This window comes from Bradyrhizobium sp. NP1 (assembly GCF_030378205.1).
In the GTDB taxonomy this organism is placed as follows: Bacteria; Pseudomonadota; Alphaproteobacteria; order Rhizobiales; family Xanthobacteraceae; genus Bradyrhizobium.
Genome location: NZ_CP127385.1, coordinates 761,384 through 786,522, shown reverse-complemented (window position 1 = coordinate 786,522; position 25,139 = coordinate 761,384). Strand labels below are relative to the sequence as shown.

Genomic DNA, 25,139 nt, shown 5'->3' with positions numbered 1-25,139 from the left:
GTCAAATCCCCCGCGGCGGCGGCGCCGACACCACGTCCATCTGTTCCAGTGCGCACGCCACGCGCAAGGCGATGTCCTCGCGCCAGGGTGCAGCGATGATCTGCACGCCGATCGGCATCGGCTCGAGCGGCACCGGCACCGCGACGACGGGCAGGCCGATGAAGGAGATCGGCTGGGTGTGCAGGCCGATATTGGGGCGCACGGGCATCTCGACGCCGTCGAGCGTAAAGGTCGCCTGTCCGATTTTCGGCGCGGAGCAGGGCGTCGCCGGCGCCAGGATCACGTCGACGCTCTTGAACAGCTCCAGCACGCGCGCGCGATACCAGCGGCGGAATTTCTGCGCGCGATCGACCAGCGGCGCCGGGATCATCGCGCCCGAGAGCAGGCGATCGCGCACCGCGGGATCGAAATCATGCGGCCGGTTGCGCAAGCGGTCGAGATGCAGCGAGGCTCCTTCCGTGGTCGTGATGACAAAGGCAGCGGCCCGGGCGCGCGCGGCTTCCGGGATTTCGACGGTCTGCGTCGCGCCGAGTGCCCTGGCGACGAGCGCGACGGCCTCGATTGCCTCCGGGACGAGGTTTTTCTGGAAATAGCCGCCGGCAACCGCGATGCGCAAGCCCTCGACGCCCCGCGCAAGCTGCGGCGTGACCGCCTCGACCGGGCGCGTCGTGCAGGCGGCATCGGCCGCGTCCGGCCCCTGCATCGCGTCATAGGCGATCGCGAGGTCGGCGACCGAACGCGCGAACGGGCCGAGATGATCGAGACTCATCACGAATGGGAACGAGCGGGCGCGCGACAGCCGGCCATAGGTCGGCTTCAGGCCGAAAATGCCGCAGAACGAGGACGGCACGCGGATCGAACCGTTGGTATCGGAGCCGAGCGCGATCGGCACGAGGCGTCCGCCGACCGCGCTGCCGGAGCCGCCGGACGAGCCGCCGCTGACCCGCGTCGTGTCGTGCGGATTGCGCGAGGGGCCGTCATGGGCGTTCTCGCCGGTGAAGTCGTAGGCGTATTCGCCCATGTTGAGCGCGCCGACCAGCACGGCGCCAGCCGCTTCCAGGCGCTCGATCAGCGTCGCATCGCGCGCGGACGGCCGCCGGTCACGGTTGATCTTCGAGCCGGCGCGGGTCGAGAGCCCCTTCACGTCGAACAGGTTCTTCACCGCGAAGGGAACGCCGGCGAGCGCACCCGGCTGCTTGCCTTCGGCAATCGCGGCATCGACGGCGCGGGCCCTGGCCCGCGCACGATCCGCGGTGACGTCGGTGAAGGCGTTGAGGACCGGATTGTACCGCGCGATCCGCGCCAGCGCCGCCTCGGTGACGGCCTCGGCCGACATTCGATGGCCGGCCACGGCGGTTGCGATTTCCGCGGCGGTCAGCCGGTCGAACCCGGATGCCATGGCGTCACGCGGTGAAGACACTGGCCGGCTCGGCTTCGTCTGGCAGCGGGAACTCGTCGACCAGCCGCGCCTGCCTCAGCGACACCTCGAGGCTCGTCCGCACCGCCGGTCGCCACGCCTCCTCGATCGTGAGCCCGAGGGCTTTCGCCGCGGCCTCGATATAGTCATCCAGCGGATCGCTACCCGCTTTCCGAACTTCGTTTGTCACTGCGGCATCCTCCTTTGCGAACTCCGGAAAGCAAAGGGTACCGGCAATCTCATGATTCCAGTACCGCTTTCGATTTGAAGTCCGCCTCCTTGATACGTGGAAGCCCGTGTGGCGGACTTCAAATCGGCGGTCCTGGCCGTCATGTCGCGCCCATCGATTGTTGTTCGCTGGTCGGCAGCGGCGGATGCGGAATCGCCGTCAGCAGCTCTTTTGTATAGGCTTCCCGGGGATTGCCAAGCACCTCCTCCGCCGTTCCCTGCTCGACGATGCGCCCCGCACGCATCACTATGACACGATCGCATAGCAGCCGCACGACGTTGAGATCGTGCGAGACGAAAAGGTAGCTCATGCCGAGCGAGTGCTTGAGCTGCTGCAGCAGGTTCAGCACCACTGCCTGCACCGAGACATCGAGCGCCGCGGTCGGCTCGTCCAGGATCACGAGCTTCGGATGGAGCGCAATGGCGCGCGCGATCCCGACGCGCGCCTTCTGGCCGCCGGACAATTGATGCGGAAAGCGATCGAGCAGATTGAGCGGCAGGCCGACCAGGTCGGCCAGCTCCTCGCAGCGCGCGCGCAAGCGGTCGCGTCCCTTGACGTCGCCAAGCTGGATCAGCGGATCGGCAATCGCCCGCGCCGCCGTGAAGCGCGGATTGAGGCTGTCGGTCGGATCCTGGAACACCATCTGGATCTGGCTGCGCAGGGCAAGCCGCGCGAAGGCATGCGGCATGATGGCGCCGATCTCGTGGCCGTCGAACAGGATGCGGCCCGAAGTCTGGTCGAGCAGCCGCATCACCATCATCGAGGTCGTCGACTTGCCGCAGCCGGACTCGCCGACCAGGCCCACGCTCTCGCCGTGGCCGACGGTGAAGCTGATGCCGTCGACGGCACGGAAGGCTTCCGGCTCGATCGGCGGCTTGCGCCCGAACAGTTTCGTCAGCGTCGCGGTCGCGCCCTGGCGCGGATATTCCTTCACCAGCTTGTCGACCAGCAGCAGCGGCTTGGTATTCTCGTCACCCCCGGGCTTGACCCGGGGGTCCATCGTCTCAGAGGAATCTTTCGAAGAGTGATGGATGGCCGCGTCAAGCCCGGCCATGACGGACTGAGCAGCGGCTTCATCCTCCGGCAGCAGATCGCGCAGGGAAACGCCGATCCGCGGCGTCGCGCGCATCAGCTTGCGCGTGTAAGGGTGCTGCGGATTGGCAAAGATATCGGCCGATTTCGCGGTCTCGACCACGCGGCCCTTCTCCATCACCACGACGCGATCGCAATAGGCCGCCGCAAGTCCGAGGTCATGCGTGATCAGGATTGTCGACATGCTGCGCCGGCGCGTCAGCTCGACCACCAGGTCCATCACCGCCTTCTGCGTGGTGACGTCGAGACCGGTGGTCGGCTCGTCCGCGATCAGAAGCTGCGGATTGCAGGCGAGCGCCAGCGCGATCACCACGCGCTGACACATGCCGCCCGACAGCTCGAACGGATAGGCATGGTAGCGCTCGCGCGGCCGGGCGATCCGCACCTGCTCCAGCGCCTCGATCGCCTTCTCGCCGCGGTCCTGGGCCGCTGCCTGCACGTGCTGGCGCAGCACATCCTCGATCTGGGCGCCCACTTTGCGGATCGGATTGAGCGCGGCGCGCGGGTTCTGGAAGATCATCGAGATCTCGCGGCCGCGCAGGTCACGCATCTCGTCCTCGCCGGCCGCGCGCACGTCGATCCCGGAGAACATCACCGAGCCTTCGGCGATCCTTCCGGCGCGGTCGAGGATCCGCATCACCGCGTAGGAGGTGACCGACTTGCCGGAGCCGGATTCGCCGACGATGCCAAGCGTCTCGCCCTTGGCCACCGTGATATCGACATGCTGCACCGCTTTGACGATGCCGCGCCGGGTGGAGAATTCGACCGTAAGGTCGCGCACGTCGAGCAAAGGCCGCGCAACCATCGCTCAGGTCCTCCGCTGCGGATCGACGATGTCGCGCAGGCCGTCGCCGAGCAGATTGAAGCAGAACACCGCGATCATCAGCGCAAGCCCCGGAAACAGTGCGATCCACCATTCGCCCGACACCATGAAGCCCGCGCCTTCGGCGACCATGATGCCCCATTCAGCGGTCGGCGGCCGCACGCCGAGCCCGATGAAGGACAGGCCGGCGGCGTTGAGGATGGCGTAGCCCATCGTCAGCGACATCTGCACGATCATGATCGGCATGATGTTGGGCAGGATGTGGCCGAGCAGGATGCGGAACTCGCCATTGCCGGAGAGGCGCGCGGCCTGCACGAAGCCGGCATTGCGGCGGACATTGGCCTCGGCACGGGCCACGCGCGCATAGAGCGGGAAGTTCACGATCGCGGTCGCCAGGATGATGTTCTGCACGGTGTTGCCGAGCGCCGCCACGATGCCCATCGCCAGCACGAACAGCGGAAACGCCATGATGGTGTCGGCGATGCGGCCGACGATCCGATCGGTCCAGCCGCCGAAATAGCCGGCGGCGACGCCGGCCAGCCCACCCATCAGGAAGACGAGCGCGACCGAAGCGACCGCAATGAAGGCATCGAGCCTCGTCGCGACGATGACGCGGCTGAAGATGTCGCGGCCCAGCTGGTCGGTGCCGAACCAGTGCGCCGACGACGGCGGTCTCAGCGCCCGCGCCGTGTCGGAGGCCAGCGGATCGTAAGGTACGACATAGGGTCCGAGGATTGCGGCCAGCAGAATGATGATCAGGAGGACGAAGGCGAAGGCCGTAACGCGGTTCTCGCCGAGCACGTAGCGCGCATGCTCGAGCGTGGCGGCAAGCCCGGTGCTGCGCGCGGGTGCGGCAGGCTCGATCGTCGGGGCGACGCTGCTCATGGCCTATCCCTCCAGCCGCACGCGCGGATCGATCACGCCATAGAGGATGTCGATCGCGAGATTGAGCAGCACATACATGACCGCCATGGTCAGCACGAAACCTTGCACCGGCGCGAAGTCCGAGGCGATCAGCGCTTCCACCGCGTAGGAGCCGATGCCGGGCCAGGCAAAGACCTTCTCCACCAGCACATTGGCGCCGAGCAGGAAGGAGAACACCATCGAGAGCGTGGTGATGACCGGCAGCATGGCGTTGCGGAAAGCGTAGGTGACGACGACGGTGCCGGGCGACAGCCCGCTGGCGCGCGCGGTGCGCACGAAGTCGGAGGCGAGCACCGAAAGCATCGAGGCGCGCGTCATGCGCGCGATCGGCGCCAGCGAGAAGATCGCAAGCGTCGCGGCGGGCAATAGGAGCTGGCTCAGCGCCGAACGGAACGCCTCGAAATCGCGCGCGATCAGCGTGTCGATCAGGTAGAAGCCGGTCACGGTCGGCGGCGCGCTGTAGAACACGTCGAGCCGGCCGAGCGGCGCCGGCGCCCAGCCGAGCCGGAAATAGAACACGTAGACCAGCACGAGCCCGGTAAAGAACACCGGCAGCGAGACGCCGGCGGTGGTGGTGATGCGGCACAGATGGTCGATCAGCGAGCCGGGGCGCGTGGCGGCGAGCACGCCGAGCGGCAGCGCGATCGCGATCGATACCAGGAGCCCGAGCAGTGTCAGCTCGGCCGAGGCCGGCAGGCGGTTGCGGATCTCGGTCGACACCGGCTGGCCTGTGGTCAGCGATGTCCCGAGATCGCCATGGGCGAGATCATTGGTGTAGCGGAAGAACTGCTCGATCAGCGGCTTGTCGAAGCCGAGCTTCTTCCTGATCTGCTCGATCGCCTCTTTCGTCGCGGCGGGACCGGCGAAATAGGCGGCGGGATCGCCGGGCAGCGCGCGGGTCAGCAGGAAGGTCACGACCACGACGCCGATCAGGCTCGGGATCGCGAACATCAGCCGCTTGCCGATCATGGTCAGCATGACGCGCTAGCCCCCGCTATGTTTCACCCCTTCACCAGCGCGCGGTAGTCGAGCCGTCGATGGAACCAGTATTGATAGCCCGAGACGTTCTTCTGCATCGCGACGTTGACGAAGGGCTGGTAGAGCGGGATGCGCGGGATGTCGGCGAAGGCGAGATCGGCGAAGCCCTTGACGTCGGACTCGTAGGCCGCCTTGTCGCCGATCGCCGCAGCGTTGCGCGCGCCGTCGATCAGCCGATCCATCTCGGCCGACTTGTAGCTCATGGTGTTGAAGACGGAATTGTTGCCGTGATAGCACCAGTAGAAGAAGTATTCGGGATAATCGAGCCAGCCCGAGAACACGTTGGTGAAGAGCGGCATCTCCTTCTTGTTGAGCTCGGTGCGCCAGTTCGATCCCGGCACCTTGTTGATCGTGGTCTTGATGCCGAGCTGGGCGAGACTTTCCTGCACCAGCACGCAGAGCGGCTCGTTGACCTGCGCGAAGTTGAGGTCGAAGGACAGCGTGGTCTCGAAGCCGTTGGCGTAGCCGGCTTCCGCCATCAGCGCCCTGGCCTTCTCGATGTCGGTGAAATATTTGGTCGGCTGCGGCCAGGCGACCTCGGTCGGCTTCTCCGCCGGGGCGCCGTACATCGGGTTGGCGAGCCCGAACAGCACCGCGTCCATGATCTTCTGGTAGGGCATGGCGTAGGCCATCGCCTGCCTTACCTTCAGATTGTCGAACGGAGGCCTGGTGACGTTCATGCCGATGTACTGGATGCCGTTCGAGAACGGCAGCGACACGATGTCGAGCTTGCCGACCGCCTTCATCTCCTGGAAATCCTTGTTCGGCAGCTCGTAGGAGATGTCGGCGTCGCCCCGCTCGAGCAGCGCGCGGCGGTTGCCGGCCTGCGGCACCATCCGCCAGATCACGCGCTTCACCTTGGGCAGCGGACCGCCGACCCACGCGTCGTTGCGCTCCATCACCACTTCGGTGCCGGCGGTCCATTTCGTCACTCTGTAGGCGCCGGAGCCCGCGGTCTGCTGCTTGGTGAATTCGAGGCCCCAGGGATCCTTCTCGGACGCATTCTTCTTCACGAGCTCGGAATTCACCACGCAGGGCACGATGACGGCGAGGTCGGGAATCGTGAGACGGTCCTTCTTCAGGAAGTCGACCCTCACGGTATAGTCGTCGACGACGACGAACTGCTCGGGCTTGGTGAGCGAGCCCGCGCTCATCTGGAAGGTCGGGAAGCCGCCGACGGAGACAGCGCGGTCGAGCGACCATTTGACGTCCTTCGCCGTGACCGGCGTGCCGTCATGGAATTTGGCGTTCTTCTTCAGCTTGAAGGTGGCCGACATGTCACCGACGTTCATGTCGTCGGCGAGCTCGCCCTTGAACTTGTCGCGGTCGTAATAGGGGACGCCGCCCGGGCCGCTCTTCATCTCGTGGCTGATCAGCCGGTCGTAGCAATTCCACGACACTTCATAGCCGGGCACGTTGGTGCCGACGCCGTGGATGTCGAGATTGTTGGGGCCGCCCTCGGAGACGATCAGCAGCGTCTCGGACCGCGCATCGGCCTTGGCGGGCGACCAGATCGCAGGCGCCGGCAGCATGGCGCCGGCGGCAAGCCCGGAGACGGATTTCAGGAAGTCGCGGCGCTTCATCAGCTGCTCCAACGCTACGGAAAACGTGCTTGGAGCCGGCTTCGCAAGGTTCGTGCCAGAGCTTAACGACAGCTTAATCGTCGCGTAACGCTATGAATTATCTTATGAATGCCAACATCTGATGCCACGCCGCGAATGCGGCGCTTGCATACAAAGGCGCGCATTTGCCTGTTTTGGATGCAGCCTTTCTCCGACGCCGCTTTATTAAGCGAACGCTAACGCTCCGGGCTCGCTCGCTCGAACTGGCGCAGCAGCTTGTTGCCCCGCTCGACCGCGGAATCCATTGCCGCCTGCGCCGACTTCTTGCCCGAAAACGCCTGCTCGAGCTCGTCGTCGATGACGTCGCGAATCAGCACGAACGAGCCGAGCCGCACGCCCCTGGAATTGTCGGTCGGCGGCTTCAGCGTCATCTGCTCGATCGAGATCGCCGTGCCGGGATTGCGGTCGTAGAAGCCCTGCGCGCGGGTCAGCTCGAACGCGGCGCGCGTGATCGGCAGATAGCCGGTGTTCTGATGCCAGGCGGCCTGCACTTCCGGCTTCGACAGGAAGGCAAAGAATTTCGCGACGCCTTTGTATTCCTCTCGCGGGCGGTCGCGCAGCACCCACAGCGTCGCGCCGCCGATGATGCTGTTTTGCGGCGCTCCCGCAATATCGGGCCAGTAGGGCAGCATGCCGTAGCCGACCTCGAACTTGGAATTGGCCTTGATGTCGGCGCGCGTCGCCGACGAGCCGATGAAGATGCCGCATTCGCCGTTCTGGAAGCGCGGCTCGGCCGATTGGCCACGACCGCTATAGTCGAACTCTTTCGTCGCCTGCCATTCCGCAAGCTGCGCGATATGCCGCACCACGAAGGGATTGTTGAATACGAGCACGGCATCGAGCCCGCCAAAGCCGTTCGACCGGGTCGAGATCGGCAGGTTGTGGAAGGCGGAGAAATTCTCGACATTGATCCAGGAAGGCCAGGAAGTGGTGAAACCGCATGGCGCGCCGGCCTTGCGCAGACGCTTGGCCGCCTCGCCAAGCTCGGGCCAGGTCTTCGGCGGCGTTTCCGGATCGAGCCCGGCGTCGCGGAACAGCTTCTTGTTGTAATAGAGGATCGGGGTCGAGGCATTGAACGGGAACGACAGCAGGTTGCCGGCCATGTCGGCGTAGTAGCCGGTCACGGCCGGGAGATAGGCCTGCGGCGAAAACGCCTCCTGCTGGTCGCGCATCAGTTCATAGACCGGATAGATCGCGCCTTTCGCCGCGGTCATGGTCGAGGTGGCGATCTCGTTGACCTGGACGATGGCGGGCTGGCTGCGCGAACGAAACGCGAAGATCGCTGCCGTCACGGTCTCGGTGTAGCTGCCCTTGTAGCTCGGGACGATCCGGTATTCGGACTGCGAGGCATTGAAGTCGGCGGCAAGCCTGTCGACCTGCTTGCCGAGCTGGCCCGACATGGCATGCCACCAATTGATGTCGGTCGCGGCGCAGGCCGGCGAAACGACAAAGAACAGTGCCGCGGCGGCGGCAACGCGCAAAAACCTCAACACCGGCCTCTCCATCAGCCTATTCCCGTCGGCCACAACCTCGGCGGGATCGCATCCTTCGGCCCTGTCATTGTTGCGGCCGCACAATCTGGCCCAAACGGCCGTGCTTTCCCGCCATTGACGATCACCCCGGGGTCGGCACAATAGCGCCTTTCCCGCGGAAGCCAGAAATCCTTGAACCTTTTCCTCCCGCCATAGACTCCATCACGAAGGGGATCAAGTTGCCTTTGTACCGCGCCAACCTTCCGCGGACGCTTACACTTGCCGTTGCGCTGTTTTTGACGGCCATCGCGACAGGTGCGATTGCGCGCGAGTTTCGCGCCGCCGACACCCAGAATGAAGACTATCCGACGGTACAGGCGCTGCACTATATGGGTCGCCTGATCGCGGAGCGGACCGGCGGGCGGCACCAGATCCGGGTGTTTCATTCGCACCAGCTCGGCGAAGAGAAGGAAACCATCGAGCAGACCCGCGCCGGCGCGATCGACATCAATCGCACCAACGTGGCGCTGATCGGGACCTTCGTGCCAGCGACCAACGTTTTGGCGATGCCGTTCCTGTTTCGCTCCATCGAGCATCAGCAGAGGGTTCTCGACGGACCGATCGGCAGCGAGATCCTGGACAGTTTCGAACCTTATGGCTTTGTCGGCCTTGCGTTCTATGATTCCGGCGCAAGGTCGCTTTACGACAGCGTGCGGCCGATCCGCTCGCTCGCCGACATCAAGGGCTTGCGAATCCGTGTGCAACAATCGGAATTGATGGCCGACATGATCCGCTCGCTCGGTGCCGAGCCAGTCCAGCTGCCCTATGGTCAGGTGTCCACCGGGCTGGCGACCCATTTGATTGACGGCGCCGAGAACAACTGGCCATCTTACGTCACGACCGGTCACTACAGGCATGCCGGCTACTACACGCTCACCGAGCACACGATGAGCCCGGAGGTGCTGGTGATGTCGCACAAGGCGTGGGCGAGCCTTTCGCCCGAGGATCGCCGGATCTTTCGCGAGAGCGCGGTACGTTCCAGCCGCTTCATGCGCGAGAAATGGAAGGATCTCGAGGATCAATCGCGCCGGCAGGCCGAGGCCCTCGGCGTGACGGTCGTGAAGGATTTCGACCGCAAGCCCTTCGAGGCGGCGATGGCCGCGATCTACGAGAAGGCGCAGCGTGATCCGGCTGCCGCTCGGCTGATCGACCGCATTCGCAAGGTGGAGTGACTCTGGCCTTGGCAGCGCCCGGACCGAATGACATTGCGGAACGACCGGCGAGCCTCGCCACGCGCATCCGTGCGCGTATCGTCGGGCTGTTGCGCGCCGTGCCGATCCGTTGGCGCATCCTGTCGATCGCGGCGCTGAACTCGGCCGTCGTCATCGTGCTGGCGGCAATGATCTACAACGGCGCCCAAGTGCTCGGCTCGGCCTGGGAGGACGTGCGGCAGGTCCGCGAGTCCGACAAGATCCTGGCGCTGCTCGAGAGCGAAACCTCGCGGCTGCAGAACCTGATCCACCGCTACATCAACCAGCCGAGCCCGGAGCTGTTCGCCGAAATCCTCCTGCTGCGCGAGGCCGTGCTGGGCACGCTGACCACGCGCGCCTCGACCGATCCGATGCTGTCGGGGTCGGTGGAGGAGCTCGAGCGCGTCACCAATCGCTTCCTCAACGGGTTCGGCGACCTGCGCAGCGTGCAGGCGACGATCACCAGGACCTATGAGCAGGAAGTGCTGGGCCCGGCCCGCGACATGGCCGGGCTCTATTCCATCATCGAGGGCGCAACCGGTCACCGCGACGCGCTGATCTGGCCTTCGCTCGGCAAGTCCCGCGAGGCCTTCACGGCGATGCTGGTGGCTGCCAACGCCTACTACCTGTCGCTGGCGACAGCGTCCGCCGAGGATGCCCGCCGCAACACCGAGACCATCGAGAAGACCATCCCGGTGATGAGCGATCTTGCCGACAACGACCTGCAGCGCATGGCGCTGCAGAAGCTGGGCACGCGCACCGCGGCGCTGCGCCAGGGGCTTGCCAAGCTCTCCGAGCAGCTTTCCAGCCGCACCGACCTGTTGCGCAACACCATCGACGCGAGCCAGGCCGAGGCGATCGCCGCGATCGACGACCTCTCGGTGAAGATGCGCCAGCGCGAGCAGAAGGCGCAGGAGACCTTCGATCGCACGCTCGCCGACATATCGCGGCGGGTGCTGTCGATCGCCGTGATCTTCCTCGGCATCATCCTGACCGCCGGCGTCCTGATCGCGCTCTCGATCCGCCTGCCGCTGCAGCAGATCATGACGGCGATGCGCGCCATCACCTCCGGCGACTACGACCGCCAGGTGCAGGGCACCGCCGCGCGCGACGAGGTCGGCGCGATGGCGCGCGCGGTGGAGGTGTTCCGTGAGAACGCCATCGCCAAGCGCAAGACCGAGGACGAGCTGCGCGCCTCCAAGGAGCGGGCCGAAAGCGCGCTGTTCGAGCTCAACACCGCGCAGCAGAACCTGATCGATGCCGAGCGGCTCGCCGCGCTCGGCGGCCTGGTCGCCGGCGTCGCCCACGAGGTCAACAATCCGATCGGCATCAGCCTGACAGTGGCATCGAGCTTCGCCCGCCGCGCCGAGATGTTCGAGACGGAGCTGCGCTCCGATGGCGGGCTGCGCCGCTCGCAGCTCGAGGAGTTCGTCCGCACCTCGCGCGATGCCTCGCAGCAGCTGGTTTCCAACCTGCACCGCGCCGGCGAGCTGATCCAGTCGTTCAAGCAGGTCGCGGTCGACCGCTCGCACGCGGAGCGGCGCCAGTTCAACCTGGCCGAGGCCACCGACCAGATCATCGCGAGCCTGCGGCCGGTGCTCAAGCGCGCGCCGATCTCGCTCACGCTCGACGTGCCCGAAGGCCTCATGATCGACGGTTATCCCGGCTCATATGGCCAGATCCTGACCAACCTGTTCCTCAACGCCGTCAACCACGCCTTCGCCGACGGCCGGTCCGGCGCGATCTCGATCTCGGCGCGGCCACGCGGCCAGGACGATGTCGAGATCATCTTCGCCGACGACGGCGCCGGAATGAGCCCGGACGTGCAGCGCCAGGCGTTCGACCCGTTCTTTACGACGCGGCGCAACGAGGGCGGTACCGGGCTCGGCCTGCATATCGTCTACAATCTGGTCACCCAGCAGCTCGGCGGCCGGATGATGCTCGAGTCAAGGCTGGGACAAGGCACCACGTTTCGCATTATCATGCCCCGGGTCGCCAAGGGCGGCGCCTCGACCGCAGAGACCCTCGCCGACGGAACCGCTCAATGGCCGAACAGGACGATGTCCTCCACCTGATCGACGACACCGGAGCCACTCCGGAGGATTCGTCCGCCCGCAAATGGAAGATCGCCGTCATCGACGACGATCACGCCGTGCACGAGGGCACGCGCTTTGCGCTGAGCGACTACAGCCTCAACGGCGCGACGCTGGAGATCCTCTCCGCCTATTCGGCCGCCGAGGGCCGCGCCTTGATGCGCCAGCACCCCGATATCGCCGCGGTGCTGCTCGACGTCATCATGGAGACCGACGTCGCCGGCCTCGATCTCGTGGAATACATCCGCAACGAGATCAGGAACGAGACCGTCCGCATCATCCTGCGCACCGGGCAGCCCGGCCAGGCGCCGGAGCGGCGCATCATCGTCCAGTACGACATCAACGACTACAAGGCGAAGACCGAGCTGACCGCCGACAAGCTGTTCACCTCGCTGACCGCGGCGTTACGCAGCTACCAGCAGCTCGAACGCATGGTGCAGACGCGGCGCGGGCTCGAGATCATCATCGACGCCGCCTCGACCCTGTACGACTTCAAGTCGATGCAGCGGCTCGCCGAGGGCGTGCTGACCCAGCTCGCCTCGCTGCTCAACGTCGATTGCGCCGGCATCCTGGTGCTGCGCGACGAGGGCGGCAAGGACGACGGCGACTTCTCCGTGCTGGCGGGGAGCGGCTGCTACAGCCGTTTCATCGGCCAGACCAGCTCGAAGGCGCTCGATGCCGACCTGCGGCAGATGGTGGAGGCCGCGTTCTCGCGCCGCAAGAACGAGTTCGCCGACCACCGCAGCGTGCTTTATCTGCGCACCGGGTCGGGCCGCGAGGTCGTGGTGCTGCTGCAGGCGGAGCGTCCGCTGTCGGAGACCGACCGCGCGCTGGTCGAGATCTTCTCCAGCCGGCTTTCGATCGCGTTCGACAACGTCATCCTCTACCAGAAGCTCAACGAGGCCAACGCCCAGCTCGAGGAACGCGTGGCCCAGCGCACCCGCGCGCTGATCCAGGCCAACCGCAGGCTGTCGCAGCAATGGCTGCGGCTGCAGCGGGCCAACGGCTTCAAGAACGAGATCCTTGGCACCGTCGCCCACGACCTGAAGAACCCGCTCGGCGTCATCCTCGGCCGCACCGAGATGCTGACCGAGCTGATCGGCGCCAGCTCGCCGAAGGAGAACGTCACCGCGCAGGTCGATCACATCCGCGACGCCACCAAGCGGCTGACCACCATGGTCGACCACCTGATTTCCGACGCGATGGCGGACGCCTTCGATATCACCATCCGTCGCGAGCCGGTCGACATCGCGGCGCTGGTCAGCGAGGTCGCCGAGGCCAACCGGCCGCTTGCGGTCAACAAGCAGCAGACCATCACGGTCTCCGCGCCGCCCAACGTCGTCACCATGTGCGACACCGACCGGATCAGGGAGTCGATCGACAACCTCGTCTCCAACGCCATCAAATACAGCCCGATCGGCGGCAAGATCGCCGTCCTGGTCACCCATGACGGCGACAACACCATCATCCGCATCGCCGACGAAGGCGCCGGGCTTTCGCCGGAGGACCTCGGGCGCCTGTTCGGGCGCTTCCAGCGGCTGTCGGCAAAACCCACCGCCGGCGAAAGCTCGACCGGTCTCGGCCTTTCCATCGTCAAGCGCATCATCGACATGCATGGCGGCCAGGTCGCGGCCAACAGCGCCGGCCCCGGCCAGGGATCGACCTTCACCATCACTCTGCCCGCAACCGAGATGCCATGACCCAAAGCCAGCACATCATCATCGTCGATGACGAGGCGCCGGCCCGCGAAATGGTCGGCGATTATCTCAAGATGCACGGCTTCGCCGTCACGCTCTGCGACGGCGGCAACAGCCTGCGCGCCGCGATCGCGGCGGGTACCGCCCCCGACCTCGTGGTGCTCGACCTCAACATGCCCGAGGAAGACGGGCTGTCGATCATCCGCGACCTCAAGAGCCGCACCAACGTCCCCGTCATCATGCTGACGGCGACCGCAAGCCCGATCGACCGCGTGGTCGGGCTCGAGCTCGGGGCCGACGACTATGTCGCAAAACCCTGCGAGCTGCGCGAATTGATGGCGCGCATCCGCTCGGTGTTGCGGCGAAGCTCGCCCGCCAGGGCGGTCGCAGCCGCTGCCGAGGACGCCCCGAAAAAGGACCAGCTGGTGCGCTTCGGCACCAAATGGCTCGACCTCGAGGCCCAGGCGCTGCGCGACGACGAGGGCAACGAGCACCCGCTGACCGCGTCCGAATTCGGCCTCCTGAAGGTATTCGCGGCCAATCCGAAACGGGTGCTGTCGCGCGAGCGGCTGCTCGAACTCGCCAATGCCCGCGATGCCGAGGCCTTCGACCGCGCCGTGGACCTGCGGATCATGCGCATCCGCCGCAAGATCGAGCCGGACCCGACCAAGCCGGCCGTGATCCGCACCATCCGCGGCGGCGGCTATCTGTTCTCGCCGGCCGGCGAAAAGGCCTGATTCGCGCAGCCCGCGATTTGTTCCGGGGCCGGGAAGTCCGGCCCGTCCGGCACTACCTCCAGCCGGCGATCGTTGAAATAGCTCACATTTTTACCTCGAATGTTTCGTCGCGACGGCCGCGACGAAACAATTCCGTCCGCCACGAAACCATTTTCCGCTTTTCGTGCAGACGTCCGGAAACGATGGCTCATTAACACTTTGCAGCAACGACAACGCCGCGCCAGCGGCGCCAGTGGGAGCTGTCAAATGCCGAACGTGATCGCCATCAACGCCGCAGCCCGCCAGAGCATCATCACTGCTCAGGCGACCTCGGACGAAATGTTGCTGGAGCGCATTGCCAACGGCGACCGTACTGCGATGCATAACCTTTACTGCCGGCACAATGTGCGGGTTTACCGCTTCATCCTGCGCATCGTGCGGGACGTGACCGTCGCCGAAGACCTGGTCAGCCAGGTTTTCCTGGACGTCTGGCGCACCGCCAGGCAGTTCGAGGGGCGCTCCCAGGTGTCGACCTGGCTGCTGTCGATCTCGCGCTTCAAGGCGCTGACCGCGCTGCGCCAGCGCCGCCACGAGGACATCGACCAGGAAGACGTCCGGCAGATCGCCGACGAGGCCGACACGCCCGAAACCTCGCTCGACCGCCGCGACACCAGCAAGATCCTGCGCGCCTGCGTCGCGAAACTGTCGCCGGCGCACCGCGAGATCATCACCCTGGTCTATTACCATGAGAAGTCGGTCGAGGAGGCCGGCGCAATCATCGGCATCCCCCAGAGCACGGTGAAGACCCGCATGTTCTACGCCCGCAAGCAACTGGCCGACCTGCTGCGCTGCGCTGGCGTCAACAGCCTGGCGGCGTAAGCCGGATGGTTTCCGGGGCATTAATGACGACGAAACAATTGAAACGCGCGACGACATCAGGCGGAAAAACTCATCTGTTATGAATTGATCATTGGCCGGTGAGCCTCACCGTCTCGCGGGTCAGCGATTTTCAAACCTCCCAAGGACCTCCAGCGACCCGGACGGGATGCCCCCCTCCGGGTCGTTTTCCGTTTGTGGCGAACTCGCTCTCTCACAAGAGCGTGACAGATGTAACGCGGCACAGCTGCTTTTCGAACAATGCATCGAACCGCTGGGAAGCCTTTTCGATGCTCAACCTCGTTCTCGCTCTGCTGGCAGGCATCGCCACCATCGCCGCACCCTGCACACTTCCGGTCCTGCCGATCCTGCTCGGCGCATCCGTCGGCCAAACCGACCGGATCAGGCCGGCGATGATCGCGCTCGGCTTCGTCATCTCGTTCTCGTTCGTCGCGCTCGGTCTGAGCGCGATCACCCGCAGCTTCGACTTTGATCCGAACACGCTGCGCACCGCGGCGACGTGGCTGCTGCTCCTTTTCGGGCTGTTGATGATCTTTCCAAGGCCGTTCGAATGGCTGTCGCTTCGCGCAGGCCCCCTCATCAACGGCAGCACCGCCGCCCTCGGCGCGCCCGGCCAGGGCCGAACCAGCGGATTGCTGCTCGGGGCCACGCTGGGCCTGGTCTGGACGCCCTGCGCGGGGCCGGTGCTGGGCTCGATCCTGACCGTCATTGCGACATCGCACGATGCCAGATGGGCCGCCCTGCTGCTCGTGGTCTACGCGATGGGCGCGGCGCTGCCGATGCTCGCGATCGCCTATGGCGGCCAGGCCGCGACCAGCCGCGTGCGCAGCCTTGCACGGATTTCGCCGCGCCTGCAGCAGGCCTTCGGCACCGTCGTCGTCGCCTTCGCCGTCGCCTCCTACTTCCAGTACGACACGCTGCTCGTGGCTTGGCTCACCGCACTTTATCCAAGCGGCCAGTTCGGCCTGTAACCCACCCCGACAATGGAGACCTCCATGACGATACGCTCGCTCGCCACGCTTGCCGCGACCGTCACTTTGTGCCTGACCACCACCGCGATACCGGGCATTGCCGGCGAAGCCACATCGAAGGTCGCGCCGATCGCGATCGCGGCCGCACAGGATACCGCACCGGATTTTGCCGGGATCAGCAACTGGTTCAATTCGGCGCCGCTCACCATGGCGGGCTTGCGCGGCAAGGTGGTGCTGGTCGATTTCTGGACCTATGGCTGCGTCAACTGCGTCAACACGCTGCCGCATGTCACCGCGCTCTACGCGAAATATCGCGACCGCGGCCTGGTGGTGATCGGCGTCCACACCCCGGAATTTCCGTTCGAGCGGTCGGCGGCCAATGTACAGGCGGCGTTGAAGCGGCACGGCATTACCTATCCGGTCGCCCAGGACAATGATTCGAAGACCTGGGACGCCTACCGCAACCAGTACTGGCCGGCGCAATATGTGATCGATCAGAGCGGACGCATCGTCTTCCACCACGATGGCGAGGGCCGCTACGAGGACATCGACCGCACCGTCGCCCGCTTGCTCAACGCCAATAGCTGAGCTGCGTCCCGGCACCGCGATATCGCCGCCCCGTCCGGTGTGATAGGTTCCGCGAGGAATATCGCGGCGACGGGGTGACGCATGTTCGACAATTTTGATGCGGTCACGATCGCGCGGGCGCAATTCGCCTTCACGATGTCGTTCCACATCATCTTTCCTGCCTTCACGATCGGGCTTGCGAGCTATCTCGCTGTGCTCGAGGCATTGTGGCTCGCGACCGGACGCGAGGTCTTCATCAACCTGTTCAATTACTGGCTGAAGATCTTCGCGGTGGTGTTCGGCATGGGCGTGGTGTCGGGCATCGTGATGTCCTACCAGTTCGGCACCAACTGGTCGGCCTTCGCCGACAAGACCGGCCCGGTGATCGGCCCGCTGATGGCCTATGAGGTGCTGACCGCGTTCTTCCTCGAGGCGGGCTTCCTTGGCGTCATGCTGTTCGGCCTGCAGCGGGTCGGGCCAAAACTGCATTTCCTCGCCACATTGATGGTTGCGATCGGCACGCTGATCTCCGCGTTCTGGATTCTCTCGGCCAATTCCTGGATGCAGACGCCCGCGGGCTACGCCGTCAACGCCGAAGGCCAGTTCATCGCGGCCGACTGGTGGAAGGTGATCTTCAACCCGTCCTTCCCCTACCGCCTCGTGCACATGGTGCTCGCGGCGTATCTGACCACCGCGCTCGTGGTCGGCGCCGTCGGCGCCTTTCATCTGTTGCGCGACCAGCATCTTGCCGGCGCGCGCGTGATGTTCTCGATGGCGATGTGGATGGCCACCATCGTCGGCCCGATCCAGATTCTGGCCGGCGACCAGCACGGGCTCAACACGCTGGAGCACCAGCCGGCCAAGGTGATGGCGATGGAAGGCCATTACCAGAGCCACAAGGACGGCGCGCCGCTGATCCTGTTCGGCCTGCCGAACCAGAGTGCGGCCCGGGTCGACTATGCGATCGAGATTCCAAAGCTGTCCTCGCTGGTGCTGAAGCATTCGCTCGATGCGCCGCTTAACGGCCTCGACACCGTGCCGCGCGAAAACTGGCCGCCGGTGCCGATCACCTTCTGGTCGTTCCGCATCATGGTCGGCCTCGGCTTCCTGATCGCGGCGCTCGGCCTTTTGAGCCTCCTGATGCGCGTGCGCGGCGCGCTCTACCGCTCGCGGGCGCTGCATGTCTTTGCCACGATGATGGGGCCTGCCGGCTTCATCGCCGTGCTTGCGGGCTGGATCACCACCGAGACCGGGCGCCAGCCCTTCACCGTGTTCGGCCTGCTGCGTACGGCGGATGCGGCCTCGCCGCTCGCCGCGCCCGCGGTCGGCTCGTCGCTGCTCGCCTTCGTCATCGTGTATTTCGTCGTGTTCATCGCCGGCATCGTCTACATCCTCCGCCTGATGGCGCAGCCGCCACATCCGGGCGAAGCGGGCCCACCGAGCGACGTGCCGGCGCGCGCCGCCGGCATCACGCCGGCTACCCAAGGGGCCGCCTCATGACCGCCGCCTCCCTCGCCACGCTCTGGGCCTTCATCATCGCCTTTGCCGTGTTCGTCTATGTGGTGATGGACGGTTTCGACCTCGGGCTCGGCATCCTGTTCCCGGCCTTTCCCGCCAAGGCAGACCGCGACGTGATCATGAACAGCGTCGCACCCGTGTGGGACGGCAACGAGACCTGGCTCGTGCTCGGCGGCGGCGGGCTGATGGCGGCGTTTCCGCTCGCCTATGCGGTGCTGATGCCCGCGCTCTATACGCCTGTCATCGCGATGCTGGTCGGCCTGATCTTCCGCGGCGTCGCCTTCGAATTCCGCTGGCGCACGACGCAGGCGACCCGCAACCGCTGGGACCTCGCCTTTGCCGGCGGCTCCTGGCTTGCGGCGCTGGCGCAGGGGATTGCGCTCGGCGCCGTCCTGCAGGGCATCCATGTCGAGGGACGGCATTATGCCGGCGGCTGGTGGGACTGGCTGACGCCATTCAGCGTGCTGACCGGCGCAGCCCTCGTCATCGGCTATGCGCTGCTCGGCGCGACCTGGCTGGTGATGAAGACGGAAGGCGACCTGCGCGAGAAGGCTTATGCGCTGTCGTGGTCGCTGCTGTTCGCGATGCTCGGGGCCATCGTCGCAGTCAGCATCGCCACCCCCTTCCTCCACATCCAGTACGCGCAGCGCTGGTTCACCTGGCCGAACATCATCGTCACGGCGCCGGTGCCGCTGGCGGTCGCGGCGGTGACCTTCCTGCTGCTCCGCAGCCTCGCCAACAAGCGCGACAACCAGCCGTTCTTCCAGACGCTGGCCCTGTTCGCGCTCTCCTATGCCGGGCTCGGCATCAGCATGTATCCGTACATCGTGCCGCAGAGCATCACGATCTGGCAGGCGGCGGCGCCCGAGAACAGCCAGCTCTTCATGCTGGTCGGCGTTGCCGTGCTGATCCCGCTGATCCTCGCCTATACCGGCTGGGCCTATTGGGTGTTCCGCGGCAAGGTGCGCCCCGGACACGGATATCATTGATGGCCGAACGACGCGCCGGGCCGCCGCTCGGGCGGCGTCTTCTGTGGTTTGCCGGCCTGTGGCTTGTGGGGGTCGGCACGGTCGCCCTGCTCTCGTTCGGCTTAAGGCTCTGGCTGGTGGCGAAATGAGGCGGGGGCAGATTTTCCACATGAACGCTAAGTGACAGTGTACCAAGGCTTTTTTGCTTTCCTCTGCCTTGAACTTGCCATCAAGATGGCCCTGAGATTTGATGGGAACCCAGCATGAACGCGCCGACACCCGCGCGGCTCATGCGCCGCATGCCCCGGGAGAACTTGTCCATGATGCAACCGCGCCGCCTGATCTGGATGCTGCTTGCCGCGATCGGTATCGCCGCCGCGCCTTCGCATGGCTTTGCGCAACAGCCCGACCGCGGCGACGAGCCGGGCCTCATTGCCGACGATTCCTACGAGCTCGATCCGGAATGGCAGAAGCAGGTGGTCTACTACCGGACCACTGAACCGCCGGGCACCATCATCATCTCGACATCCGAGCGCCACCTCTATCTGGTGCAACCCGGCGGCCGCGCCATCCGCTACGGCATCGGGGTTGGACGCGACGGCTTCCAGTGGCAGGGGCTCTTGAACATCACCAACAAGAAGGAATGGCCGGACTGGACACCGCCGCCGGAGATGATCGCGCGCCAGCCCTATCTGCCGCGCTTCATGGCGGGCGGCCCGGGCAATCCGCTCGGCGCGCGCGCGATGTATCTGGGCACCACGGTCTACCGCATCCACGGCACCAACCGCCCGGACACGATCGGCACCAAGGTCTCCTCGGGCTGCTTCCGCCTGGTGAACAATGACGTCGCCGACCTCTATGACCGCGTTCCCGTCGGCACCAAGGTCGTCGTGAGGCAGAAGCCGGAGCTCTAGGCTCCGGCTTTTCCGGCCGCGTCGCTCTCCCCTTCCCCATTTCAGCGAGAAATCACCATGCGTACATTTCGAGGCGGGCTCACGATCGGGCTCGCGGTTGCCGTCCTGGTTGCAGCCGCCGCCGTCGCCTATGAACGCTACGACACCCGCACCCTGAAGCGCACGATCCGCCGCGGCGAGGTGCTGTGCGGCGTCAATGCCGGGCTGCCCGGCTTCTCGGCGCCCGATGACAAGGGCATCTGGAGCGGCTTCGACGTCGATTTCTGCCGCGCGGTCGCCGCCGCGATCTTCGACGATCCGAGCAAGGCCAAGTTCATCCCGCTCGACGCCAGCGAGCGTTTCAAGGAACTGCAGAGCCGCAAGGTGGACATCCTCTCGCGTAACTCGACCTGGAGCATGGCGCGCGAGGAGAACTACGACCTCTATTTCCCCGCGGTCGCCTATTACGACGGCCAGGGCTTCATGCTGCCGCGCTCGCGCAACATCGAGACCGCGCTCGACCTCAACAACAGCAAGGTCTGCGTGCAGGACGGCACCACCACGCTGCTCAACCTCGCGGACTATTTCCGCACCAACAACATGAAATACGAGGAGATGAAGTTTCCCAAGCTGGAGGAGGTCATAAAGGCCTATGATTCCGGCAAGTGCGACACCTTCACCGCCGACGTCTCCCAGCTCTACGCGCTGCGGCTCAACATGGCGAAGCCGAACGATCACATCATCCTGCCGGAGGTCATCTCCAAGGAGCCGCTCGCGCCGGTGGTGCGCCAGCGCGACGACGACTGGATGATGATCGTGAAGTGGACGCTGTACGCGATGATCAACGCGGAGGAGCTCGGCGTCACCTCGAAGAACATCGACGAGGCGCTGAAGTCGAAGAAGCCGGACGTGATGCGGCTGGTCGGCAACGAGGGCACCTATGGCGAGGATCTTGGGCTCACCAAGGACTGGGCCGTGCGCATCATCCGCCATGTCGGCAATTACGGCGAGGTCTATGAGCGCAATGTCGGCGCCGAGTCGAAGCTGCACATCCCGCGCGGGCTGAACCAGCTCTGGAATGCCGGCGGCATCCAGTACGCCCCGCCGATCAGGTGAAGGCGCACGCGCCCTTCTCGACCGATGACTGTCATCACCCGCGCAAGCGGGTGATCCAGTATTCCAGAGACGGCGGAATGATGCGGTGAAGCCACGGCGTACTGGATCGCCCGGTCAAGCCGGGCGATGACCGCGGCGCAAATTTTCGTTTTCATTTCTCAAACAGCCGGCCACGCCTCCGCCTTCTCGCGGCGCGTTCGCGCCCGAGCGTTGCGGCATCATTGTCCCCCGAAGACAGAGGGCGCAGGGAAAGCCGGGCGCTGACCGCACCCGCAGCCTCGCGTGCAAGTGAAGAAAGCACACGAGTTAGTCACCACAGGTTTGGCCACAACATCCGGCTCTCCCTGCGCGATGGTTTTACGGTTTCCTTCGTGCTCTCCCCGGTGACCGGGCTTTCTTGCCACCGTCGCCCGCGAGAGCTTGCCTCTCGCGAACTTGGCATCAGCGTCGGGATGCCAGGACCACACGACTTCGCCGTCCGCGAGTGAACGCCGCTCGTCTGGCGACGCCATCACGTCCATCGCATCCTGCGCCAACGTTCGTGACGACGCGTACGCCCCTCACTCGGTGCAGGACGCGCCGAGTGAAGCCACTGATTTGCCCGACGCAACAAGCGAATTATTTTTTGGCAAAGGACTGGACGGCCCAAATCAGTTTGAATCGGCTCGCGAATTTCATTTTTGCGCGCACGACAAGTCCGAAGCAAAACTCGCGCTGATCCGTCCGTCAGGCGAGCTTGGTCGGCCGGAAGACGGTGAGACTTTTCCGCAACAGACCCGCCAAAAAAGGCAACCTTAGGCTGCGCCAGTCTGTCGCATGCAATCTTCCCATGGCAAAACGCGTCCACGCACATCGATCATGCCACATCGATCATGCCCTGGGGACTGGAAATGCGTCGTTTTGCAATTGTTGGGACTGGACTGGTTGCGATCGCCGGCTTTGCGGGCGCGGCATCGGCTGCGGACCTCGCTGCGCGGCCTTACACCAAGGCACCTCCGATGGTCGCGCCCATCTATAACTGGGGCGGCTTCTATATCGGTCTCAACGGCGGCGGCGGCTCGAGCCACGACTGCTACACCATCACCAGCGTTGCTGGCGCTCCGGTGTTTCCGAGTTCGGAAGGTTGCCACGACGCGACCGGAGGCGTGGTCGGCGGTCAGGTCGGCTATCGCTGGCAGATGACCAACTGGGTGTTCGGGCTGGAAGCGCAGGGCGACTGGGCGAATCTGAAGGGATCGAACAGCAGCCGGACTGCGATCATTCCCTACATGAACCAGACCAAGATCGACGCCTTCGGTCTGTTCACCGGTCAGGTCGGATATGCCTGGAACAACGTGCTCTGGTACCTGAAGGGCGGCGGCGCGGTCACCGACAACAAGTACACTTCCTTCTTCACCGGCACCGGCGCCGTGTTCAACCAGGCGAGCGAAACCCGCTGGGGCGGTGCCGTCGGAACCGGCATCGAATTCGGCTTTGCCCCGAACTGGTCGGTGGCGGTCGAGTACGATCACCTGTTCATGGGCCGCAACAGCGTCTCCTTCCCGCCGATCCCGACCGCCGTTGGACGCAGCGACAACATATCCCAGGGCGTCGACATCGGGACGGTTCGGGTGAACTACACCTTCGGCGGTCCCATCGTCGCGAAATACTGATCCTGGCTGGCAGCCCGCACCCCGCTCGATCGCTAGCCCAGCGTCACCATCCCGCTCCAGAACTGCTGATCGCCGCCTGTATCCACCTCGTAGCTGTGGGCGAAGGTGAGCTTGCCGTCGGCTCCGACTTTGAACGTCGCGATGTTCGCTGGCACGGTCTTCGTGCCGGCGCCGTCACGCGCCAGCCTGGGCTCGACATTGGTGGCAACCAGCATTCTGGCGCCCGGATCGAGCGCGAAGGTCCGCGGGTAGATGCCACGGACGTCCTCGTTCTGGATCAGCCTCGGCTCGCCGGTCGCCTGATCGATGGCGAACACCGCGATGTTGTTTTCTCCGCCGGGAAACACGTCCTTGCCATCGACCTTGACGGCATCGAAGGCGCGATTGGCGAGATAGAGGAAGCGGCCGTTCGGATGCACATGAAGCGTGCAAGCGGCCTGGCGCGAGCGGATATTGGTGGGCTCCGCCAGCGTATCCTTCACGAAGAGCGGCGCGGACTCGAGCACGCCGTTCGAAAGCCGGTAGACATCGAGCTTGTTCTCGCGCTCGCGCGACACGTAGACGAACGACAGGCCGGGGTGAAAATCGAGATGACGCGGCCCGAAGCCGTAACCGCCGTTCGGCGCGACCGACACCCGGTTGGCGAGCTGGCCGTCCCTGAAGCTGAACAGCTTCAGGGAGCCGGGATCTTCCCCCTTGCCCTTGGCCGCGTCGTTGCCGCGACACACCAGGATCGCGGCGGCGTTGTCGGGCGTGACGCGGATCTGGTGCGCGAAGATTCCGCAATCGAGCGATGCGGCCTGCGCGACCTCGTCGCCGACGGTGCCATCCGCGTTGATCCGGTGCACCGATACGCCGCTCGGGTCGTTATAGGCGACAAGCGCAAAGGCGCCGGCGTGATCGACCGAAACGTGGATCGGCCGCCAGCGCAGCGCGGCCGCTTGTCCGTGCTCCCTCAGGTCTCCGCTGCCGGGATCGATCCGGAGCGCGCTCAGAAAATTCTTGTCGCCCTTGATACCCGGCCCGCCATTGCTCGACACGACATACAGGAACGGAGCCGACGGATGCGGCCAGGCATACTGGACCCTTTGGGGCAGCATCACCGCGCCGCCCTGGCTCAGGGTCGCCGCGTCGGCGTCGATCCGGTAGAGCCTCAGTGCCGGTCCAAGACTGACATAGAAGAACACCTTGCGGGTCATGTCCTGCCCCCGGGCGATACGCGGCGCCGCGAACGCGCCGGCCGCAAGCGCACAGAATGTCCGACGATCCAGCATGGCGATTCCTCCGGTTCACTCGACCCTCGGTCTTCAGGTGAGAATTCGGAATCGTGCCCTTCCCCGGAGGGAAGAGTCCGCGCAGATGAACGCGGCGAGATGTGAGACGCGGCGGGGTGACGTTGTCAAGCGAAAGTGCCTGCCCGATCGGTCACTGATTCGCGCGCGGCAATCGGCCCTTCATTTGCACCCGCGAGTAGCGTAGATTTTTTGTTGCTGGAGCAGCCGCCAACGTCCAAAGCGGGTACGTGCGGCGATTATTGGCTCGCGACTGCTACCGTCATTTGAGAACTGCGAAGTATCCTGATGGAGGCGGCACATGACTTACGTAAACGGCGCGACGAGACTGAGCTCATGGGCATGCCTGTGTGCGCTCGGACTGATGATGTGGATTGCTGTTCCGGCGGACGCTCTGGCGCAGGGCTCGGCTTCCGCCGAAGCCCGGCTGAAGGAGCTGAACATCACGCTGCCGGCCGTCCCGCCTCCGGTCGCCAACTATGTCGACGCGGTACGGGTCGGCAACCTGCTGTTCCTCGCGGGAAATACGCCGGCGGCTGACTGGAAATACAAGGGCAAGGTGGGCAAGGACCTCACCGTGCAGGAAGGCTATGACACCGCGCGCCAGGTCGGGCTGATCATGCTGGCGAAGGTGCGCACCGCGCTCGGCAGTCTCGATCGCGTGAAGCGCGTGGTCAAAGTTTTTGGGATGGTCAACTCGGCCGACGGCTTCGGCGACCAACCGAAGGTCATCAACGGATTTTCCGATTTGATGGTGCAGGTTTTCGGCGATGCGGCCGGCAAACACGCGCGATCTGCGGTCGGAATGGCCGGCCTTCCCTTCAACAATGCCGTCGAGGTGGAGATGATCGTCGAGGTGGCGGAGTGACCGGCAAACCCGGCCTCGCCGTTG

General features: G+C 65.1%; 22 protein-coding genes. 14 read left to right on the top strand and 8 right to left on the bottom strand.

The window, feature by feature from the left end; genetic code table 11:
* Nucleotide 1: 1 nt before the first annotated feature.
* From QOU61_RS03680 to ugpB, 7 genes are all read right to left on the bottom strand, one after another.
* On the bottom strand, nucleotides 2–1,399 hold the full coding sequence (locus QOU61_RS03680; RefSeq protein ID WP_289662237.1) for an AtzE family amidohydrolase: 1,398 nt from the start codon (nucleotides 1,397–1,399) through the stop codon (nucleotides 2–4).
* A 4-nt stretch (nucleotides 1,400–1,403) separates the two neighbouring features.
* Nucleotides 1,404–1,607 carry a DUF4089 domain-containing protein gene (locus tag QOU61_RS03675; RefSeq protein ID WP_289656781.1) on the bottom strand — a complete coding sequence of 68 codons (204 nt, stop codon included), beginning with the start codon at nucleotides 1,605–1,607 and terminating at the stop codon, nucleotides 1,404–1,406.
* A gap of 139 nt (nucleotides 1,608–1,746) precedes the next feature.
* A complete protein-coding gene (locus QOU61_RS03670) occupies nucleotides 1,747–3,543 on the bottom strand; it encodes a dipeptide ABC transporter ATP-binding protein (RefSeq protein WP_289656780.1) in 1,797 nt (598 codons plus the stop codon).
* Nucleotides 3,544–3,546: 3 nt separating this feature from the next.
* Nucleotides 3,547–4,446, bottom strand: a complete 900-nt coding sequence (locus tag QOU61_RS03665; protein ID WP_289656779.1) for an ABC transporter permease — start codon at nucleotides 4,444–4,446, stop codon at nucleotides 3,547–3,549.
* Between the two features lie 3 nt (nucleotides 4,447–4,449).
* A complete protein-coding gene (locus tag QOU61_RS03660) occupies nucleotides 4,450–5,463 on the bottom strand; it encodes an ABC transporter permease (RefSeq protein WP_289656778.1) in 1,014 nt (337 codons plus the stop codon).
* Between the two features lie 23 nt (nucleotides 5,464–5,486).
* Nucleotides 5,487–7,106: an ABC transporter substrate-binding protein gene (locus tag QOU61_RS03655; protein WP_289656777.1), complete on the bottom strand. Its 1,620-nt coding sequence runs from the start codon at nucleotides 7,104–7,106 to the stop codon at nucleotides 5,487–5,489.
* A 215-nt stretch (nucleotides 7,107–7,321) separates the two neighbouring features.
* Nucleotides 7,322–8,650 (bottom strand): sn-glycerol-3-phosphate ABC transporter substrate-binding protein UgpB, encoded by a 1,329-nt coding sequence (gene ugpB, locus QOU61_RS03650; protein ID WP_289656776.1) that lies wholly within the window; start codon nucleotides 8,648–8,650, stop codon nucleotides 7,322–7,324.
* A gap of 206 nt (nucleotides 8,651–8,856) precedes the next feature.
* On the opposite strand from ugpB, the gene QOU61_RS03645 reads away from it, so the two are divergent.
* The 13 genes from QOU61_RS03645 to QOU61_RS03585 all read left to right on the top strand — a co-directional run bounded on the left by QOU61_RS03645 (nucleotide 8,857) and on the right by QOU61_RS03585 (nucleotide 22,955).
* A complete protein-coding gene (locus tag QOU61_RS03645) occupies nucleotides 8,857–9,849 on the top strand; it encodes a TRAP transporter substrate-binding protein (RefSeq protein WP_289656775.1) in 993 nt (330 codons plus the stop codon).
* Between the two features lie 155 nt (nucleotides 9,850–10,004).
* Nucleotides 10,005–11,942 (top strand): sensor histidine kinase, encoded by a 1,938-nt coding sequence (locus QOU61_RS03640; RefSeq protein ID WP_502877007.1) that lies wholly within the window; start codon nucleotides 10,005–10,007, stop codon nucleotides 11,940–11,942.
* Complete coding sequence (locus tag QOU61_RS03635) at nucleotides 11,912–13,660, top strand: ATP-binding response regulator (RefSeq protein ID WP_289656773.1); 1,749 nt, start codon at nucleotides 11,912–11,914, stop codon at nucleotides 13,658–13,660. Before QOU61_RS03640 ends, QOU61_RS03635 begins: the two co-directional genes overlap by 31 nt.
* Nucleotides 13,657–14,394, top strand: a complete 738-nt coding sequence (locus QOU61_RS03630) for a response regulator (protein ID WP_289656772.1) — start codon at nucleotides 13,657–13,659, stop codon at nucleotides 14,392–14,394. Before QOU61_RS03635 ends, QOU61_RS03630 begins: the two co-directional genes overlap by 4 nt.
* 246 nt (nucleotides 14,395–14,640) lie before the next feature.
* The gene (locus QOU61_RS03625) at nucleotides 14,641–15,252 is read left to right on the top strand and encodes a sigma-70 family RNA polymerase sigma factor (protein ID WP_289656771.1); all 612 of its coding nucleotides are present in this window, start codon (nucleotides 14,641–14,643) and stop codon (nucleotides 15,250–15,252) included.
* A gap of 287 nt (nucleotides 15,253–15,539) precedes the next feature.
* Nucleotides 15,540–16,241 carry a cytochrome c biogenesis CcdA family protein gene (locus QOU61_RS03620; protein WP_289656770.1) on the top strand — a complete coding sequence of 234 codons (702 nt, stop codon included), beginning with the start codon at nucleotides 15,540–15,542 and terminating at the stop codon, nucleotides 16,239–16,241.
* Between the two features lie 24 nt (nucleotides 16,242–16,265).
* On the top strand, nucleotides 16,266–16,829 hold the full coding sequence (locus QOU61_RS03615; RefSeq protein WP_289656769.1) for a thioredoxin family protein: 564 nt from the start codon (nucleotides 16,266–16,268) through the stop codon (nucleotides 16,827–16,829).
* A gap of 81 nt (nucleotides 16,830–16,910) precedes the next feature.
* Nucleotides 16,911–18,308: a cytochrome ubiquinol oxidase subunit I gene (locus QOU61_RS03610; RefSeq protein ID WP_289656768.1), complete on the top strand. Its 1,398-nt coding sequence runs from the start codon at nucleotides 16,911–16,913 to the stop codon at nucleotides 18,306–18,308.
* On the top strand, nucleotides 18,305–19,315 hold the full coding sequence (gene cydB, locus QOU61_RS03605; RefSeq protein ID WP_289656767.1) for a cytochrome d ubiquinol oxidase subunit II: 1,011 nt from the start codon (nucleotides 18,305–18,307) through the stop codon (nucleotides 19,313–19,315). Before QOU61_RS03610 ends, cydB begins: the two co-directional genes overlap by 4 nt.
* On the top strand, nucleotides 19,315–19,443 hold the full coding sequence (locus QOU61_RS03600) for a DUF2474 domain-containing protein (RefSeq protein WP_289656766.1): 129 nt from the start codon (nucleotides 19,315–19,317) through the stop codon (nucleotides 19,441–19,443). Before cydB ends, QOU61_RS03600 begins: the two co-directional genes overlap by 1 nt.
* A 171-nt stretch (nucleotides 19,444–19,614) precedes the next feature.
* Complete coding sequence (locus QOU61_RS03595) at nucleotides 19,615–20,208, top strand: L,D-transpeptidase (protein ID WP_502876880.1); 594 nt, start codon at nucleotides 19,615–19,617, stop codon at nucleotides 20,206–20,208.
* 57 nt (nucleotides 20,209–20,265) lie between these two features.
* A complete protein-coding gene (locus QOU61_RS03590; RefSeq protein ID WP_289656765.1) occupies nucleotides 20,266–21,303 on the top strand; it encodes an amino acid ABC transporter substrate-binding protein in 1,038 nt (345 codons plus the stop codon).
* 890 nt (nucleotides 21,304–22,193) lie between these two features.
* Complete coding sequence (locus tag QOU61_RS03585; RefSeq protein WP_289656764.1) at nucleotides 22,194–22,955, top strand: outer membrane protein; 762 nt, start codon at nucleotides 22,194–22,196, stop codon at nucleotides 22,953–22,955.
* Nucleotides 22,956–22,987: 32 nt separating this feature from the next.
* Here the strand turns inward: QOU61_RS03585 and QOU61_RS03580 are convergent, their stop codons facing one another.
* Nucleotides 22,988–24,229: a lactonase family protein gene (locus QOU61_RS03580; RefSeq protein WP_289656763.1), complete on the bottom strand. Its 1,242-nt coding sequence runs from the start codon at nucleotides 24,227–24,229 to the stop codon at nucleotides 22,988–22,990.
* Between the two features lie 385 nt (nucleotides 24,230–24,614).
* On the opposite strand from QOU61_RS03580, the gene QOU61_RS03575 reads away from it, so the two are divergent.
* Entirely contained in the window at nucleotides 24,615–25,115 is a 501-nt protein-coding gene (locus QOU61_RS03575) for a RidA family protein (protein ID WP_289662233.1), read from the top strand.
* Nucleotides 25,116–25,139 lie beyond the last annotated feature (24 nt).